General features: G+C 43.3%; 15 protein-coding genes. 10 read left to right on the top strand and 5 right to left on the bottom strand.

Going from position 1 to position 18,248, the window contains the following annotated elements:
* Positions 1 to 69: 69 nt before the first annotated feature.
* The 4 genes from G610_RS0111005 to murC all read right to left on the bottom strand — a co-directional run bounded on the left by G610_RS0111005 (position 70) and on the right by murC (position 4,963).
* On the bottom strand, positions 70 to 1,260 hold the full coding sequence (locus G610_RS0111005; RefSeq protein WP_026524840.1) for a ribose-phosphate pyrophosphokinase: 1,191 nt from the start codon (positions 1,258 to 1,260) through the stop codon (positions 70 to 72).
* A 12-nt stretch (positions 1,261 to 1,272) separates the two neighbouring features.
* A complete protein-coding gene (locus G610_RS0111000) occupies positions 1,273 to 2,247 on the bottom strand; it encodes an ATP-binding protein (RefSeq protein WP_026524839.1) in 975 nt (324 codons plus the stop codon).
* Positions 2,248 to 2,283: 36 nt separating this feature from the next.
* Positions 2,284 to 3,294, bottom strand: a complete 1,011-nt coding sequence (locus tag G610_RS0110995) for a DnaD domain protein (RefSeq protein WP_026524838.1) — start codon at positions 3,292 to 3,294, stop codon at positions 2,284 to 2,286.
* Between the two features lie 283 nt (positions 3,295 to 3,577).
* Positions 3,578 to 4,963, bottom strand: a complete 1,386-nt coding sequence (gene murC, locus G610_RS0110990; RefSeq protein ID WP_026524837.1) for a UDP-N-acetylmuramate--L-alanine ligase — start codon at positions 4,961 to 4,963, stop codon at positions 3,578 to 3,580.
* A gap of 186 nt (positions 4,964 to 5,149) precedes the next feature.
* Between murC and G610_RS0110985 the strand changes: the two genes are divergently transcribed.
* The 6 genes from G610_RS0110985 to G610_RS0110960 all read left to right on the top strand — a co-directional run bounded on the left by G610_RS0110985 (position 5,150) and on the right by G610_RS0110960 (position 13,212).
* Positions 5,150 to 6,421, top strand: coding sequence for a glucose-1-phosphate adenylyltransferase (locus tag G610_RS0110985; RefSeq protein ID WP_026524836.1), 1,272 nt, complete (start codon positions 5,150 to 5,152; stop codon positions 6,419 to 6,421).
* Positions 6,421 to 7,539: a glucose-1-phosphate adenylyltransferase subunit GlgD gene (gene glgD / locus G610_RS0110980; protein WP_026524835.1), complete on the top strand. Its 1,119-nt coding sequence runs from the start codon at positions 6,421 to 6,423 to the stop codon at positions 7,537 to 7,539. Before G610_RS0110985 ends, glgD begins: the two co-directional genes overlap by 1 nt.
* Positions 7,540 to 7,565: 26 nt before the next feature.
* Positions 7,566 to 7,883 (top strand): septation regulator SpoVG, encoded by a 318-nt coding sequence (gene spoVG / locus G610_RS0110975; RefSeq protein WP_026524834.1) that lies wholly within the window; start codon positions 7,566 to 7,568, stop codon positions 7,881 to 7,883.
* A gap of 183 nt (positions 7,884 to 8,066) precedes the next feature.
* Entirely contained in the window at positions 8,067 to 8,657 is a 591-nt protein-coding gene (pth, locus tag G610_RS0110970) for an aminoacyl-tRNA hydrolase (protein WP_026524833.1), read from the top strand.
* Positions 8,654 to 12,223, top strand: coding sequence for a transcription-repair coupling factor (gene mfd, locus G610_RS0110965; protein WP_026524832.1), 3,570 nt, complete (start codon positions 8,654 to 8,656; stop codon positions 12,221 to 12,223). Before pth ends, mfd begins: the two co-directional genes overlap by 4 nt.
* Positions 12,224 to 12,252: 29 nt before the next feature.
* Positions 12,253 to 13,212, top strand: a complete 960-nt coding sequence (locus G610_RS0110960) for a prephenate dehydratase (protein ID WP_051197938.1) — start codon at positions 12,253 to 12,255, stop codon at positions 13,210 to 13,212.
* 101 nt (positions 13,213 to 13,313) lie between these two features.
* Here G610_RS0110960 and G610_RS0110955 read toward each other — a convergent pair whose 3' ends face one another.
* On the bottom strand, positions 13,314 to 13,616 hold the full coding sequence (locus tag G610_RS0110955; RefSeq protein ID WP_026524830.1) for a hypothetical protein: 303 nt from the start codon (positions 13,614 to 13,616) through the stop codon (positions 13,314 to 13,316).
* 208 nt (positions 13,617 to 13,824) lie between these two features.
* On the opposite strand from G610_RS0110955, the gene G610_RS0110950 reads away from it, so the two are divergent.
* The 4 genes from G610_RS0110950 to G610_RS23325 all read left to right on the top strand — a co-directional run bounded on the left by G610_RS0110950 (position 13,825) and on the right by G610_RS23325 (position 18,118).
* Positions 13,825 to 15,141, top strand: a complete 1,317-nt coding sequence (locus G610_RS0110950) for a transglutaminase domain-containing protein (RefSeq protein ID WP_026524829.1) — start codon at positions 13,825 to 13,827, stop codon at positions 15,139 to 15,141.
* 153 nt (positions 15,142 to 15,294) lie between these two features.
* The gene (locus G610_RS0110945) at positions 15,295 to 16,131 is read left to right on the top strand and encodes an undecaprenyl-diphosphate phosphatase (RefSeq protein ID WP_026524828.1); all 837 of its coding nucleotides are present in this window, start codon (positions 15,295 to 15,297) and stop codon (positions 16,129 to 16,131) included.
* A 36-nt stretch (positions 16,132 to 16,167) separates the two neighbouring features.
* Entirely contained in the window at positions 16,168 to 17,364 is a 1,197-nt protein-coding gene (locus G610_RS0110940) for a pyridoxal phosphate-dependent aminotransferase (RefSeq protein ID WP_026524827.1), read from the top strand.
* A 91-nt stretch (positions 17,365 to 17,455) separates the two neighbouring features.
* Positions 17,456 to 18,118, top strand: coding sequence for a DUF6465 family protein (locus G610_RS23325; protein WP_051197937.1), 663 nt, complete (start codon positions 17,456 to 17,458; stop codon positions 18,116 to 18,118).
* Positions 18,119 to 18,248 lie beyond the last annotated feature (130 nt).

Here is an 18,248-nt window from a genome sequence, read left to right as displayed (position 1 = left end):
TATGGTCCTCCGTTATTTTGTCTTTATGTTTGCCGGGAACTAAATAGCCCCGCAAATGTTTATCTGAAATTACTCAGTAAGCTCGCCTGCGTTGTATCTTGCAATAATGCTGTTGATACGCTCAACAGGATTAAGAAGATCGCTGATTGATGCATCATGGTTAAGTGTATCAATGAGGTAAGCGATGTATTTACTCATATCGCAGCTGATATACCAATCTCTTGCAAGAAGCTCAGGTGTCTGATAGATGAGGTTGGTTGTAAGTACTCTGTCGATAAGTCCTTCTTCATAAGCCTTATCGAAGATCTCAAGACCGCTGGTGAAAAGACCAAAGGTTGAGAATGCGTAGATGTGAGCTGCCTTTCTCTCTTTAAGAGCTCTTGCTACATCGATCATGCTCTCGCCTGATGAAATCATGTCATCAACAATTATAACGTCCTTACCTTCAACAGATGTTCCAAGGAACTCATGTGAAACGATGGGATTTCTTCCATCAACTACCTGTGTGTAGTCACGGCGCTTGTAGAACATTCCTACATCAAGGCCCATAACTGAAGCAAGATAGATTGCACGGCTCATACCGCCTTCATCCGGGCTTATTACCATCATGTGGTCTGAGTCGATCTGAAGTCCCTTAATATTTCTAAGAAGTGCTTTTATAAACTGATATGTTGTGCGTACAGTTTCAAATCCGTTAAGAGGGATAGCGTTCTGTACTCTGGGATCGTGAGCATCGAATGTGATGATATTATCAACACCCATGCCTACAAGCTCCTGAAGAGCGATTGCACAGTCGAGAGATTCTCTTGATGTGCGCTTGTGCTGACGGCTCTCATAAAGGAAAGGCATGATAACAGTGATACGTCTAGCCTTACCGCCTACAGCAGCAATTATTCTCTTGAGATCCTGATAATGATCATCAGGAGACATGTGGTTTTCTTTACCAAAAAGCTGATAAGTAAGTGAATGGTTACAAACATCGACCATGATATAGAGGTCGTCACCGCGAACTGACTGAAGGATTACGCCTTTCGCTTCGCCGCTTCCAAAACGCGGAACCTGAGCTTTCAACAAGTAGGAAGGACGTTCATAGCCTGTAAATGCAAGGCTGCCCTTATGCTCGTTCTCACGTTCCTCACGCCACTTTACAAGGTAATAGTCTACCTTCTCTCCAAGGGACTGACAGCCCTCAAGCGGAATGATCCCCAAAGAACCTACGGGGATGGTTTCAAGGTTGCGCTTTTCTTCTCTTCTTGGCATTAGAAGAATTCCTCACTTTCCATTCTTAAACTGCATTTTCTTTTGAATTCGAATATCGTCACCGGTAAGCTTGCACACGCGATATGAGCTTGCGATTCTGGAGAATACTCTGTCAGAATACATGGCCTTGATATCATCCAGTGAAAGGTTGGTGGTGATAATCGTGGACCTGTTTCTCAGAAGTCTTTCGTTGATGCAGCTAAAAAGCTGAGGTATAGAGTTATTGGTAATGTGCTCGGTACCCAGGTCATCAATAATAAGAAGATCTGTGTTGTACAGGTCGTCGTAGAGCGTACTAAGCTCTTCGGTTTTTTTGAAATCGAAAGAGTATGTCTGCAGAAGAGCGAATAGTGAAACCGCGCTGAAATAGAGCACGGAATGCCCTTTGTCCAGTATTTCCTTGGCTACGCAGACAGACAGGAACGATTTTCCAGTACCCACTGTACCATAAAAGAATAAATTTGGATAGGAACTTTCAAAATTCTTAATAAAATCTTTCGAAGTTCGAACTGCACCGCGGAATCTTTCCAGATCTTCTCCCCGGTAATACTCTTCAGATAAAACGCTGAAATTAGCGCTTTCTGTCATTTTCCTGATGTTGGATTGCGCATAGAGTCTTTCGATTATGCGCTGTCTGAAGCATGAGCATTTCTCCCCGTTAACATATCCTGTGTCACGGCAGATAGGGCAGTCATACTTCATATCAAGGTAATCTGCAGGATAGCCGGCTTCGGTAAGAAGCTGCTTCTTCCTGGTGGCAACATCTGCAAGCATCTCATGAAGCTTTCCCCTGCGCAGGTTTTCGCCAAGAAGCAGCCTTCTACCAAAGTCTGCACTGATACTTCCGGTGGACTGCGAAAGCACCAGATATCCGGGAACATGATCTTCGATTTCCCTGATCTTTGTGTTTAGCTCATTGCGATGATAATTTCTGCGGTTTTCATAATCATGCATTATCTCATCATACTGGATGTTTGTCAGAGCCAAAACATGTCCCTCCTCCCTAATTATCTAAGCAGATGATCAGTTATCAAGAAGCTGGCTTTCTAAGCTTTCAAGATTGTAATCATTCTGTTTAAATCTGTTGAATTTGATATTGTCGAACTTAATAGGTCCGTTATTATTAGAAGAATTCTGTCTTGCTGTTTTGCCGAATTCATCATCAAGCTTCTGAATCTCTTCAATTGTGTGTGCTCCGCTTTCGTGCCACTTGCGAAGAATTCCATCACAGTACTGCAGTCTCTTAGTCTGAGTCTGAAGTACGGTTCTGCGGCATGCCTCGGTAATTACAGTCAGTGTAAAACCATAGGTGTTCTGCCATTTATCAAAATAGTTAAGCTCCGTGCGGGTGGGAGCATTCTGCATTCCCAGCTCGCGCATGATTGAATATGCGTTTTTGTGTGCTGTGCTCTCGGCTCTTGCGCTCTCGGGAGTAGTGATCCCTTTCTCATGCCAGTTAAGAGCAACCTTTCTTACATAATCGAAATCCTTTTTGCCTGCTGATGCGCAGTGCTGAAGGAGATAGTCGATAAGATCCTCTGAGAATTCAAGCTCATCCTGAATGTAGTAGATTGTCTTGATCTCTGTAGGATTAAGAGTTCTTCCAAAGTACTGCTCGGCTACAAAGAGCATCTGCGGATTATCCTTGTGCTTTACGACCTTTTTTCTGGTCTCTTTGGGAATAACTACAGGCTCTGCCTGTGCAACTGTGTGCAGAACGGTCTTAGCTGTTTTCTTAGGAACAATATCCTGCATGTGTATACCTGAGAGCTGACCTATTCCGTCATATTCAAGAGCCATGAGCCCCTGGTTCTCCCAGAATTTAAGCGCACGAATAATGTCCTTCTCTGTATAGTTAAACTTGTCGGCAAGGTCAGAAACACTTGTAGCCTGACCTGCACACATCATTCTGAGAAGATAAAGGTAGACCTTTATCTCCGCATCATTTGCTGCCGCAAGATATTCATCAATAAAAATATTGGAAAGCTCAGTGCTGGACACACTGCTATTAGGATTAATAATTACTCGCCCCATCATCTTTTCTCATCACCCACTTACTTCAAATTTCTTTCGAAATGCATTATAGCATTGTGGATTATTTATGAAAATGGGAAAAATGACGATAAAAATGCCCGCAAACCAAGGCCAGTGGCGAATCTCCGCAAATGTGGACAATGTGGATAACGTGGATTATTTAATGCTCTGAATTAAAAGAAACCGCCGATTTTCACATGTTTTTGAATGAAAAGCCGGCGGTTTGTTATCCACACGATGATTACATTAAATTGTGTAAAAAGTAAGTGGAAAGAGTGGAAAATTATATTCCAAGCAGGTCATTGCCGATGTTTACAACATCTCCTGCCCCCATTGTTATCAACAGGTCATCCTTCGTGCAATTTTGCAAAAGAAATTTTTCGATTTCTTCAAAGGACGGAAAATAGTAGCATTCATGTCCAAGAGACTCGATTTTTTCCTTAAGGGTACGGGAGCTTATTCCAAGATTGTCGGTCTCTCGTGCTGCATATATGTCAGCAATAATAATCTTATCTGCAGGAAGGAGAGCATTTGCAAATTCATCCATAAGAGCCTTGGTCCTTGTAAAGGTGTGGGGCTGGAATACGCACCACAGAGTCTTATGGGGATAATTCTTAGCTGCGCTTAAGGTAGCGGCAATCTCTGTGGGATGGTGCGCATAGTCATCAATAATTGTAAGACCATCCACTGTACCCTTGTATTCAAAGCGTCTGTCCGTGCCTGTGAAGGAATTAAGACCTGCTGCGATATGAGAATCTTCTATATCAAAGCAGTCAGCGGCAGCAGCGGATGCAAGAGCGTTGCCTATGTTGTGTCTTCCGGGAACCTTCAGTGTAACATCAAAGCCTTCGCCGTTCTTTCTATTTAAATGGAAAGAAGCATTTCCAAAGTCGTCATAACTGATATCGGTAGGATAGTAATCGCAGCTGTCTGAAAATCCGTAGGTTGTGATATTGCAGGTAAGACCTTCTGTTAGTTCATCAAGCTTTGGAATCTCGCCGTTTACAACCAGGGTTCCGCCGGCCGGAATAAGTGCTGCGAATTTGTGGAAGGAATTGCGGATATCATCAAGGTCCTTAAAGAAATCAAGGTGATCGGCATCTACATTTAATATAATTCCTACACCCGGGAAAAAGCTAAGGAAGCTGTTGGTGTATTCGCAGGCTTCCGTTACAAAATATTTGGAGGAACCGATTCTGACATTTCCTCCTATATCCTTAAGATTACCGCCGATGGTAATTGTGGGATCAAGAGATGCTTCAAGCATGATCTTGCTGACCATGGCTGTAGTTGTGGTCTTACCATGAGTTCCCGCAACTGCTACAGGCAGGTGATAATGAGTCATTATCTGTCCAAGGAGCTCAGCTCTTGTGAGCATAGGGATTCCCATCTCTTTTGCAAGAGCAAATTCAGGGTTGTCCGGATGGATGGCAGCGGTGTAAACAACAAGGTCAATCTGACCTGCGGCTTTGATGTTTTCAGCGCTCTGAGGAGTGAAAACTTTGATTCCAAGATCCATAAGACCCTTTACGGTATCGGATTCCGATCTGTCGGAACCGCAAACCTTAAATCCTCTGTCCAAAAGAATTCTTGCAAGGCCGCTCATAGAAACGCCGCCAATGCCGATAAAATACACGTTTATTGGGTTTTCATAATTTATTTTATACATATTTCTTCCTTTTATTAATCGAATAACGCTTATTTTTTGGTTTAATAAAGTATAATCCTAAGGAAATGGGATGTCAAAAGCTCATATATGTGTTATACTTTTTTTAGAATTTTAATCATTTTTTCCCGATTAAAATTAGTTTTAATTAACATTACATAATTTTATATTTAACATCGAGGTCTTAACATGATAAAAAAAGAGATGATAGCTATGCTGCTCGCAGGGGGTCAGGGCAGCAGACTTGGGGTTTTGACAGCTAACATGGCAAAGCCGGCAGTTTCGTTTGGCGGTAAATACCGTATCATTGACTTCCCGTTAAGTAATTGTATCAATTCGGGTGTAGATACAGTAGGTGTTCTGACTCAGTACAGACCGCTGCGTCTTAATTCTCACATAGGAATTGGTATTCCGTGGGATCTCGACCGTAACATCGGTGGAGTATCCATTCTTCCTCCCTATGAGAAAAGTGCAAATAGTGAATGGTATACCGGAACGGCTAATGCCATTTTCCAGAACCTTGAGTACATGGAGAACTATCATCCTGACTATGTACTTATTCTTTCCGGCGACCATATTTACAAGATGGATTACGAGACCATGCTGGATTTCCACAAGGCAAACGGTGCTGACGTAACTATCGCTGTAATGCCTGTGCCCATTGAGGAGGCCAGCAGATTCGGTATCATGATCACCGATGAAGACAGGAAGATTGTAGACTTTGAGGAGAAACCCGAGAAGCCTCGTTCCAATCTTGCATCCATGGGTATCTATATCTTTTCATGGGAGTCTCTTAAGGAAGCTCTTATCACCAATCAGGATCAGCCGGGTCTTGACTTTGGTAAGCATATAATCCCTTATTGCAAGGAAAAAGGACAGTCACTCTATGCTTATGAGTTTGACGGTTATTGGAAGGATGTAGGAACTCTTACTTCCTATTGGGAAGCAAACATGGAGCTTATCGACATCGTTCCTGAGTTCAATCTCTATGAAGAGTATTGGAAAATATATACAAGTAATGATGTTCAGCCTCCGCAGTATCTTGGACCTGACAGCTCTACATCCAGATGTATCATCGGAGAGGGCGCTGAGATTTACGGTGAGGTTCACAACTCTGTAATCGGCCGTGGCGTTAAGATCGGTAAGGGCACTGTTGTAAGCCATTCGATCATTATGAACGGAACTGAGATCGGAGAGAACTGTAACATCGAGAAGGCTGTGATTGCCGAGAATGTCAAGGTTGGCAACAAGGTTAAGCTTGGCGACGGCGATGAGGCTGAGAATGAGACCAAGCCCGGAATTTACAGGGACGGAATCGTAACTATCGGAGAGAAATCTGTGGTTCCTTCTGGAGTAACAGTTGGTAAGAACACAATGATCTCCGGCGTAACTACCGAAAAAGATTATCCGGATGGATGTCTTGCAAGTGGAAGAACATTAGATAAGGCAGGTGATAGGTAGTGAGAGCGATTGGAATTATTCTTGCAGGTGGCGGAAGCAACCGCATGCGCGAACTTTCAAAAAACAGAGCAGTGTGTGCTATGCCCGTTGCCGGATTTTACAGAAGTATAGATTTTGCACTTAGCAATATGACCAACTCCCACATTCAGACTGTGGCTGTTTTCACACAGTATAATGCGGGAAGTCTTAACACACATCTCTCATCATCCAAGTGGTGGGATTTTGGTCGTAAGCAGGGTGGCCTTTATGTTTTCACACCTGCAGCTAAGGCCAGCGGCAATCTCTGGTACAGAGGAACCGCAGATGCAATTGCACAGAACATCAGCTTCTTAAAGAGCTGTCACGAGCCTTATGTAGTTATTACATCCGGTGACTGTGTATATAAGATGGATTACAACAAGCTGCTTGAGTATCACATTGATAAGCAGGCAGATATCACAGTTGTATGTAAGGACATCGCAGCTGATATCGATGTTGAGAGATTCGGTACTCTTCGTATGAACGAGGAGAGCAGGATCGAAGAGTTCGAGGAGAAGCCCGTTGTGGCCCGCTCCAACACTGTTTCCTGCGGCGTATATGTAATAAGACGCAGACAGCTCATAGAGCTCATCGAGAAAGCGCAGACCGAAGAGAGATTTGATTTCGTAAGAGATATTCTTGTGAGATACAAGGATATGAAGAGAATCTACGGATACAAGATCAAATCCTACTGGAACAACATCGCTTCCGTTGAAGATTATTACCGCACCAACATGGATTTCTTAAAGCCTGAAGTTCGTAACTTCTTCTTTAACGAATATCCCGGTGTTTACACCAAGGTCGTAGATCTGCCGCCTGCAAAATATAATGTAGGTGTTAAGGTTTCAAACAGCCTTGTATCCAGCGGATGTATCGTAAACGGAACAGTTGAGGATTCAGTGGTCTTCAAGGGAGCATTCATAGGGAATAACTGTTATATCAAGAATTCTATTATTCTCAATGATGTTTACATCGGAGACAACACACACATTGAAAATTGTATAGTAGAGAGCCACGGAACTATCCAGGCAAACTCATATTATAAAGGCGAAGGCGACATAAAGATTGTTGTAGAAAACAACGAACGCTATGTAATTTGACATCAATGAAAAGGGGGTTCATTTAGATGAATATTACAGATGTAAGAGTAAGAAAAGTAGCGAAACAGGGTAAGATGCGTGCTATTGTATCGATAACACTGGACAATGAATTTGTTATCCATGATATCAAGGTTATCGAAGGTGATAAGGGTCTCTTTATTGCCATGCCAAGCAAAAAATCAGCTGACGGCGAGTATCGTGACATAGCGCATCCTATCAATTCAGACACCAGGAAGCATATCCAGGACGTAGTCCTTAAGGCATATGATGAGGCATCTGATGAGGTGATAGATTCAAGACCTGAAGATCCTGAACCTGTTACCGGTGTGGGAAGTGTATTCTAAAACAACAATTCTATGCTATTATGGGGAGTGACAATAGTCATTCCCCATTTTAATTTCTTCGAAATTAAAATGTGCTCCGCAGGATGCGCAGCTCGCGGAGATGAAGTTTATTGCTTCGCAATACCGCTCGCGCGCGAAGATTTCGCAAGCGAAATCTTATTTTAGTTCTTTTTAGAGGTATATATGTTTTTAATTGCAGGATTGGGTAATCCCGAGAAAAAATATAACGGAACAAGACACAATGTAGGCTTTGGAGTGATAGATTATCTCTCCGAAAAATATGATATAGATCTTACAGAGATGAAATTTAAAGGCATGTACGGCAAGGGCAGGATTGGCAATGAAAAAGTTATTTTGCTTAAGCCCCTTACATACATGAACCTCAGCGGCGAGTCCATAAGACCCGTGGCGGATTATTTTAAGATAGATACAAAGACAGAGCTTATTGTTTTATCTGATGATGTTGAGCTTGATCCCGGAATAATAAGGGTTCGCCCCGGTGGAAGCGCCGGCGGCCACAACGGTCTTAAGAATATCATCGCGCAGCTTGGACACAGTGATTTTGCAAGAGTCAGAGTGGGCGTAGGAAAAAGACCAAGACAGATAGACATGGTGGACTGGGTTCTTGGACATTTTGATGATGAAGATACAGTCTATGTAAAGGAAGCAATCGAACACGCTGCAGATGCGGTCAGTGTCATTATGGAACAGGACGTTAATGCAGCCATGAATAAGTGGAACGGCGTAAAGCCTGACAGAGAAGAGGTTAAATGAGAGCAATCGAAGCCCCGCTTAGCGAGATGGAGGAATTTCAGAAACTTAATAAATATCTGGAAAAGCCTTTTGCGTGCGCGGAAGTAGCCGGGTGCGTAGATTCGCAAAAGCTCCATCTGATAAACGGATTAAGTAAGGATTTTAAATACAGAATCATCGTCACCTATAGTGACATCAGGGCCAAGGAGATATTTGAAGACTATAAGTTCTACGACAGGAATGTGACGGTCTATCCTGCAAAGGATCTGATCTTTTATCAGGCTGACATTCACTCAAAGGAGATAGTGAAGGAGAGAATAAGAGCCCTCAGGAGACTTATTGAGGGAAGACCTGTTACGGTGGTCACCACATTCTCGTCTCTTATGACACCCCAGATTCCAATTGATGTAATAAAAGAAAATGTAATAAGCATAGATAAAAGAAAGCCTGTAAATGAGAGGGAGCTTGCAAAGGAGCTTGTTCGCATCGGCTATTCCAAGGTCTATCAGGTAAGTGCCCCGGGCGAGTTTTCAGTGCGCGGGGATATTATTGATGTCTTTGACTTAACAGAGGAGAATCCCTACAGAATCGAGCTCTGGGGTGATGATGTCGAGAATATCAGAAGCTTCGACATTATGTCTCAGAGATCCATTGATAAGCTGGAGTCCATCGAGATTTATCCCGCAACAGAGATAATCCTTACAGATGATGAGCTTAGAAGCGGCCTTAAGAAGATTGAAAAAGAAACCAAGGATGTTTACGAGGCACTTAGAGCAGAGTTTAAGACAGAGGCAGCTCACCGCATAAAGACTTCCTTTGAGGAGTTAAAAGAGCAGCTCCTGGAGCTTGAGCTTGAGGTAAACCTTGAGAGCTATATCAGATATTTTTATGATGATACGGTTACATTGCAGGAACTTTTCCCTGCTGGAAAAACCTGCATTTTCATAGATGAGCCGCTGCACGTACTTGAGCATGCAAATGCCGTGCAGGAAGAATTCAGAGAGAGCATGGTTCACAGAGCTGAGAACGGCTATGCGCTCCCTGGACAGATGGGACTTTTGTATTCCACAGAGGAGTGCATAGCAAGAATGCGAAGCGTAAGACGTGTGTCTGTGGCATCTCTTGCTGCGCCTAAGGAACTTAATAAGTTTGAGCCTGAGCAGACCTTTGAGCTTCATGCAAGGAGCATTGCACCCTACAATAACAGCTTTGAAGCCCTTGTTCATGACCTTAAGGGCTTTATAAAAAATGGCTACAAGGTACTTATTTTGTCAGGTTCAAGGACCAGAGCAAAGCGCCTTGTGGATGACCTGCGAGATAATCAGATCACCTCTTTTTACAGTGAAAATCCCATGAGGGAGCTGGAAAAGGGCGAGATCATGACCTATTATGGCAGGATTCTTAAGGGCTTTGAGTACACGGACATTAAGTTTGCTGTTATTTCAGAGAGTGATATTTTTTCTGAGAGAAAAAAGAAAAAGAGAAGAAAAGCAAAGTACAGCGGCGAGAAGATATCAGGATTCTCTGAGCTTAACGTGGGCGATTACGTGGTCCACGAGTATCACGGCCTTGGAATCTATCAGGGTATAGAGAAAATCGAGACCGACAAGGTTGTAAGGGATTACATTAAGATAAGCTATGCAGATGGTGGTAATCTCTACGTTCTTGCGACAGGTCTTAATGTAATTCAAAAATATGCCAGCGGTGATGCGGGAGCTGAGGGAAAGGGCAGAAAGCCCAAGCTCAATAAGCTTGGAACAGGAGATTGGAAGCGCACCAAGAATAAGGTAAAGGCAGCAGTTGAAGAGGTTGCTGAAGACCTTGTTGAGCTTTATGCCAAGAGACAAAACAGCAGCGGTTTTAGGTTTGGTGAGGATACAGTCTGGCAGCAGGAGTTTGAGGAAGCATTTCCTTTTGATGAGACTGAGGATCAGCTTGGAGCAATCGCCGATACCAAAAATGATATGCAGTCCGACAGGATTATGGACAGACTCATCTGCGGCGATGTAGGCTTTGGTAAAACAGAGATTGCCATAAGAGCAGCCTTTAAGGCGGTGCAGGATGGCAAGCAGGTTGCGGTTCTTGTGCCCACAACTATTCTGGCCCAGCAGCATTACAATACTTTTTCAGAGAGAATGAAGGACTTCCCTGTAAGGGTTGACATGATGTCCAGATTCAGGACGTCCGCTGAGCAGAAGAAGACCGTTGAGGACCTCAGGAAGGGACTTGTGGATATCGTAATCGGAACCCACAGGCTTTTATCCAAGGATGTGACCTATAAGGACCTTGGCCTATTGATAGTGGATGAGGAGCAGCGCTTTGGTGTAACCCACAAGGAGAAGATTAAAAAGCTCCGAGAAAATATCGATGTACTGACGCTTTCAGCAACGCCTATTCCAAGAACTCTCCACATGTCTCTTGTGGGTATCAGGGATATGAGCGTACTTGAAGAGGCGCCCCAGGACAGACGTCCCATACAGACCTTTGTCTGTGAGTACAATGACGAGATGGTAAGAGAGGCTATCTCGAGAGAGATTTCAAGAGGCGGACAGGTTTACTATGTTTATAACAGGGTAAATGATATTGCAGATGTGGCAGCCAGAGTGCAGAAGCTGGTTCCTGAAGTAAATGTATCATTTGCTCATGGCCAGATGAAGGAATCAGAGCTTGAGAGGATTATGTATGATTTCATAGACGGCGATATAGATGTGCTTGTGTCTACCACGATCATTGAGACGGGACTTGATATTTCAAATGCCAACACCATGATCATCCATGATGCGGATCAGATGGGACTTTCTCAGCTCTATCAGCTGAGGGGACGAGTTGGACGTTCTGACAGAACAGCCTATGCATTCCTTATGTACAAGAGAAATAAGCTGTTAAAAGAGGTGGCTGAAAAGAGACTTTCAGCTATCAGAGAATTCACGGATCTTGGCTCCGGCTTTAAGATTGCCATGCGTGACCTTGAGATCAGAGGTGCAGGTAACCTTCTTGGAAAAAGCCAGTCGGGACACATGGCTTCAGTTGGATATGACCTTTACTGCAAGATGCTTGGAGAAGCCGTAAGGCGAAAGAAGGGTGAAACGAAGGATGCGAATCTCGAAGAGTTCACCACCAGCGTTGATATAGATGTGGATGCATTTATTCCAAGTGATTATATTGTAAACGAAGAGCAAAAGCTTGAGATTTATAAGAGAATCGCCGGTATAGAGAATGAAGGCGACAGGGATGATATGAGGGATGAGCTAAGAGACAGATTCGGAGATATCCCTGAGTCTGTGGACAATCTTATCAGAATATCCCTTGTTCGCGAGAAGGCGCACAGCTTGTACGTCCTTGAGCTTAAGGGCGGAAACGGCGAAGTGACCATAAAGCTAAACAACAATGCAAGGCTTAACGCTGCGGCAATACCTGAATTCATCTCATCCTTTAAGGGCAATATGGATTTCAGGGCAGCATCCTATCCATTATTTATCTATAAATACATAAAGGATTCTCTCACGGACAAAGCTGAGAGGAAACTTCTTTTGGATGTTGAGAGTATAATAGAAAAAATGGAAATGCTTGCAGATAAGGAACAGTAACGGTAGACAAGGTTTTGGACGGGAGTATTATGGCAGACGAGATTCAGATAATAAACGAAAAATATATTGGTCAGCTAAGAGACCGTGTTGACAGAAAGCTTGGGGAAAATAACGGTGCCTGCGAGCCCCTTGATCTGGCTTTAAGAAGAGAGCGAAAGCCCATAGAGAATCCAAGGGTGGTATATCAGGGCGAGCCCGGGGCCTACAGCGAAATGGCAGCCATCGATTTTTTCGGAAAAGATGTAAAAAGCGAAGGGCTTGTTCATTTTGAGGATACTTTCAGACAGCTTCAGGATGGAAGCGCTGACTATGCGGTTCTTCCAATTGAGAATTCATCAACAGGCGCCATTCGTCAGGTTTATGACCTTCTTGCTCAGTATGAATGCTATATGGTAGGCGAGACTACGGTTAAGGTAAGGCACAATCTTATGGTGCTGCCCGATGCGGACATATCTGATATTAAAACTGTCTTTTCCCATGAGCAGGGACTTTTCCAGTGTGAGCAGTTCCTTAATTATCATCCCGAGTGGGAGAGAGTTCCCCAGGCCGATACCGCAGGCTCAGCCAGAATGGTTGCAGAGCTTAAGGATAAGAGTAAGGCTGCCATCTGTTCATCAAGAGCTGCCGAGATCTATGGCCTTAAGATAATCGAGAAGGAGATAAACACCAATACCAACAACACCACCAGGTTCGTGGTTGTCTCCAAAAAGCTTGAGCTTAGAGAGGGAAGAGATAAGATCTGCATAAGCTTTAAGACGGCCCATAAAGCCGGTGCTCTCCATGAAGCCCTTACGGTGTTTAGAATTTACGGCCTAAACCTTGTAAGGCTTGAATCAAGACCAATCCCTGAGCACAACTGGGAGTATATGTTCTTTGCGGAATTCACGGGAGACCTTACGGGACCTGATATGAAAACTGTGGTGTGGGCATTGATGTGTACCGTAAACGACATAAGAATATTTGGAAATTTCAAATCCAATCTTGATTGATCATAGCAAAATTAAAACTGCCAAAGTGACCTGATGCAGGGAACTTTGGCAGATATTTTTATCTGTTTATTTAGTGTGAAACCTATGGATTTACGTAGCCTTTACGGACGTCGTATCTCGCACTTTTGGTTTGCGCCATGGCGTATCTCATTTTTGCGGCATCTGAATACTTCGCCCTTTACAAGCTCTATTATCTGACCGCCATCCTCTGCCAGGGCCTTTATCACCTGTGAATAGAAATCCTTATAATCCTCTTCTGTCATGGAAATGACAAAATCATGATGCTGATGATCTGTAGAGATAACGCAGGATTTATACATATTGTCATAGTGGATGCCGTAGAATTTACAGATCTCATCCTGAAGGACATTGTTTGCATTAATACAGTGCATTGCGATATACATTTGCCACCTCCATAAGAAAAATTTAATAACCCTTGTAATTATTATAATGTCTGAAAAATCAAATATAAAGTGCTAATTTTATAATAATTTTATGTATATGAGTGTTTTTTCATAATTGGAATCCGGCGCCGATGCTATAATTTAATTGGGGACAAGTGTCCTCTATTTTTAACGGATTAAAAATACAAATTACAGGGAAGTAATGAATATGGCTAAGAAAAAAGATAAGGAAGTTACCGAAGAGGTAAAGGAAAAAAAGAAAAAGAAAAAGGTGAAAAAGGTCGACATCGCCCAGAATTTCTTGTATTGCATTCTGGGACTGATGCTTGGTCTTTTTGCGCTTATGGGGATGTGCATTGCAAGTCCTGAGTTCAGTAACATGATAGTGGACCTTGCAACCTCGGTGAAAAATGCTCCGGAGCCAGAGATCATCGTAAAGGTTGAAGAACCTGAAGGCGAAGAGGGCGAAGGGGAAGAAGGCGAAAAGCTTGCATCCGCAGAAGGTGAAGGGGCTGATTCTGAGGAAGGCAGCGGCGTAACCGTAGAGACGGCAGAGGAGAATGAGGTTAAGAGTACAGAGGCAGCAGCATCTCCTCAGGAAATTAAGCCCATTGTCACAATAACTGATCCAAGCCAGGTGGTTATATCAGATGAGACATCAAGCGAAGAGGCTTCCGAGCCTATAGTTGTTCCCACGGAATTTACAGGGAAAAGTGATTATGTAGACCTTGAACCTGACATTGTGGATATTGATTCCAAGGAGCAGGCTGAGCAGATAACAAGGCAGACAGGCTATGGTAACACAGGAGATGGCCTAAGCTTCGATGCGGCTTTTTATCCCTATTACAATATGCTGGATGAGAAATCAAAAGCTCTCTACAGGCAGGTATATGCCAACGCCATGGACTTAAATGCAGCCTTTAAGCCTGTGGAGCAGATGGGAATGCTGGATATTGAGAATGTAATATCAAGTGTTGCATACGATCATCCGGAGCTTTTCTGGCTGGATACCACTTTTTATACAGAATACGATTTTAGCGGAACAGCCATAAAATTGGAGCTTACTTTCTATGAAAGACTTGGAGATATCCAGAGTGCAAGACTTGAATTTGACGCAGCAGCGGAGGTTGTTGTGGCAGCAGCTGCTACACTTCCCACAACTATAGAAAAAGAGGCCTTTGTTCACAATTATCTGGCGGATAAGCTGACCTACAAGCATAACTCTCTTGATCAGAGCGCCTACAGCGGAATCGTTGATAACTACACTGTTTGTGCAGGCTATGCGAAATCCTTCCAGTACTTGATGCAAAGGCTTGGGGTTCCCACATATCTCTGTGTGGGAAGAGGAGCAAATGAGCTTCATGCATGGAACGTGATTAATCTTGACGGAGCATATTACAACGTGGACTGCACCTGGGATGATCAGGATCCTGTTATCTATGATTTCTTCAATGTAAATGATGATGATAACTACTACCACACCCGCATGTTCCAGTCGGTGAATCTGCCGCGGTGCATAAATTAAAGGGGCAAATATCTGAATTAAAGAAGGAAAGGTTAAATTTATAATGACAGGGCATCGGTTTATTAGCTTAAATTGATGCCTTGTTTTTTGTTTTAAAATAAAATATGCTACTATTATTTAGAAAATTTTGAAGTAATATGAGGAGGCATGGTAATGCTGAATTTAATCAAAGCAGTTTTGTTTGGTATTGTTGAGGGAATTACGGAGTGGCTTCCTGTCAGCTCCACAGGTCATATGATCCTTCTTGATGAAATAGTCAGGATGGATGTAACCCCTGAGTTCTGGGAGATGTTCCTGGTTGTCATCCAGCTTGGAGCCATAATGGCGGTAGTGATTCTTTTCTGGAATCAGATATTTCCTTTTGATTTTTCAAAGAAAGCAAGAGAAGAGCACAGGGTTATGCGTAAGGATATATGGATACTTTGGGGCAAGATTCTTATCGCCTGCGTACCTGCTGCTGTAGTGGGAGTTCTCTTTGATGATGTATTTGATGCTCTTTTCTATAACGGCCCCTGCGTTGCTATAGCGCTTATCGTTTTCGGTATCGGTTTTATCATTATTGAGAATAAGAACAAAAACAAGGAACCAAAGATTGATTCCCTTGAAAAAATTGATATTAAGACAGCGCTTCTTATCGGAATATTCCAGCTGATTGCTGCAATTTTCCCTGGAACCTCAAGGTCCGGTTCAACAATCCTTGGAGGATTGTTGATTGGCGTATCAAGAACTGTTGCCGCTGAGTTCACATTTTTCCTGGCAATCCCTGTAATGTTCGGTGCAAGTCTTCTTAAGCTCCTTAAGTTCGGCCTTGCTTTTTCTGGATCAGAGCTTGCGATTTTGCTGGTTGGAACCGTTGTGGCATTTGTTGTTTCCATACTTATCATAAAGTTCCTTCTTGGATACATCAGAAAGCACGACTTTAAGATATTTGGCTGGTACAGAATTGCTTTAGGACTTCTTGTTCTTGTGATTTTTGTGGCATTCAGGTAATTGCGGGAGTTGAAAAAAGACTAAAGGGGAAAGCTTATGAGCACACAGTTGTCTTCAAGAATGAAGAATATCAGCGCATCGGCTACGACGGCGCTTTTTGCAAGGGTTGATGATATGAAGAGAAGCGGTATCGATGTGATATCGCTAAATGTCGGTGAGCCGGATTTTCCTACGCCTGAAAATATAAAGGCTGCGGGAATAAAGGCTATCGAGGATGATTTTACGAAATACACCAACGCTAGGGGCATTGCCCCCTTAAGGGAAGCCATCCTTAAGAAGGTAAAAGAGGATAACGGTGCTGAGTACACCATGGATGAAGTCACTGTCACCACCGGGGCAAAGCAGTCCCTTTCTGCGGCTATTATGGCCGTTGTGGGCGATGGGGACGAAGTTATTATCCCCATTCCCTGTTATGTGAGCTATCCGGACATTGTTAAGCTTGCAGGCGGCACTCCTGTTTTTGTAAAGAGGAATGAGGACTTTTCTCTTGATCTTGATGCAATTGCCGGAGCTGTTACTTCTAATACTAAAGCAATCATTATCTGCAGTCCGGATAATCCCACCGGTGCTGTCTACAGCGAGGAGTCTCTTCGAAAGCTCGCTGATATCGCTATGAAAAATGACATATTCATTGTATCTGATGAGATATATGAAAAGATTATCTTCAGCGGGAATAAGCATTTTTCATTATCTTCCATCCCTGAAATCAAGGACAGGGTAATTCTCGTTAATGGTTTTTCCAAGACTTATTCAATGACAGGTTGGCGCCTTGGCTATCTGTGCGCAAGGAAGGATGTTATTTCTACCGCGGTAAAAGTGCAGAGTCAGACCACAACCACGCCGCCAAGCATTTCTCAGATAGCGGCTGTTGAAGCCCTGACAGGCCCACAGGACTCCGTAAGCGAGATGGTAGCAGAGTTTGAAAAGAGAAAAGACTTTGTGGTAAAGGGACTCAATGAGATCCCCGGCGTTAAGTGTCACGACATTCAGGGAGCATTCTATGCTTTCTTTGATCTCAGGTCATACATTGGCGCTACTACAGAAGATGGGAAGGTCATTGAAAACGACAGCATGCTTTGCGAATATCTTCTTGAAAAAAGTCATGTGGCGATCATGCCCGGAAGTGCTTATTTTGCCCCTGGTTATGCGAGAATTTCATTTGCATCATCCATGGATGTGCTAAAAAAGGCGCTTGAAAGAATTAAATTGGGCTTAAATGCGCTTAAATGTTGACTTTTTGTCGTAATTGTACTAAACTCAAAAACGTAATATAAAATTTGCTAAAGCGCACAATTCTTTGTGCCCCAAGGAAAGAGAGGGAGATATGGCGGACGACAAGTTGAGAGAAGCAGCTTTAAAGCCGATTGCGACTATCAAAAAACCGGTAATTGCTGCAGAAAAGAAGGAAGAAGTTAAGCCTGCAGAGGCAGCAAAGACTGAGGAGAAGAAGGAAGCACCCAAGAAGGCAGCTACTAAGAAGACAGAGGCTAAGAAGCCTGCTGCAAAGAAAGCGCCTGCTAAGAAGACTGCGACAACCAAGACTGCTGCCGCAAAGAAGGAAGAGCCTAAGAAGACTGAGGAGAAGAAGCCCGCAGCTAAGAAGGCACCTGCTAAGAAGACAGAGACTAAGGCTGCTGCAAAGCCTGCAGCTAAGAAAGCACCTGCAAAGAAGGCTGAGACCAAGGCTGCTGCAAAGCCTGCAGCTAAGAAGGCACCTGCAAAGAAGGCAGCTGCTAAGCCCGCAGCAAAGAAAGCACCTGCAAAGAAGGCTGAGACAAAGAGTGCTGTTAAGTCTACAATCGTTCTTCAGTTTGCAGATAAGGAATTTACATACTCAACTCTTGCTGACAATGCAAAGAATGTTTATGTATACGATATGGGTGGAAAAGAGGCTGACATCAAGACTCTTGATATCTATGTAAAGCCTGAGGAGACAAAAGCTTACTTCGTAATTAACGGAACGGTTAACGGCGAGTTCAATCTTTAATCTTTCAGAATATAATGATCAGACAGTAAATCTCCGGTGAGAATCTCACCGGAGATTTTTTTGCCTTATTCAAGGAACTTCCTAATTTATCTTTTTATATTGACAGCTGAAATTTATAGTGGTAACTTAA

Source organism: Butyrivibrio sp. MB2005 (assembly GCF_000424285.1).
Taxonomy (GTDB): Bacteria; Bacillota; Clostridia; order Lachnospirales; family Lachnospiraceae; genus Butyrivibrio.
Note: the sequence above shows the minus strand (reverse complement) of the source record. Positions and strands in the feature narration are given on the sequence as shown.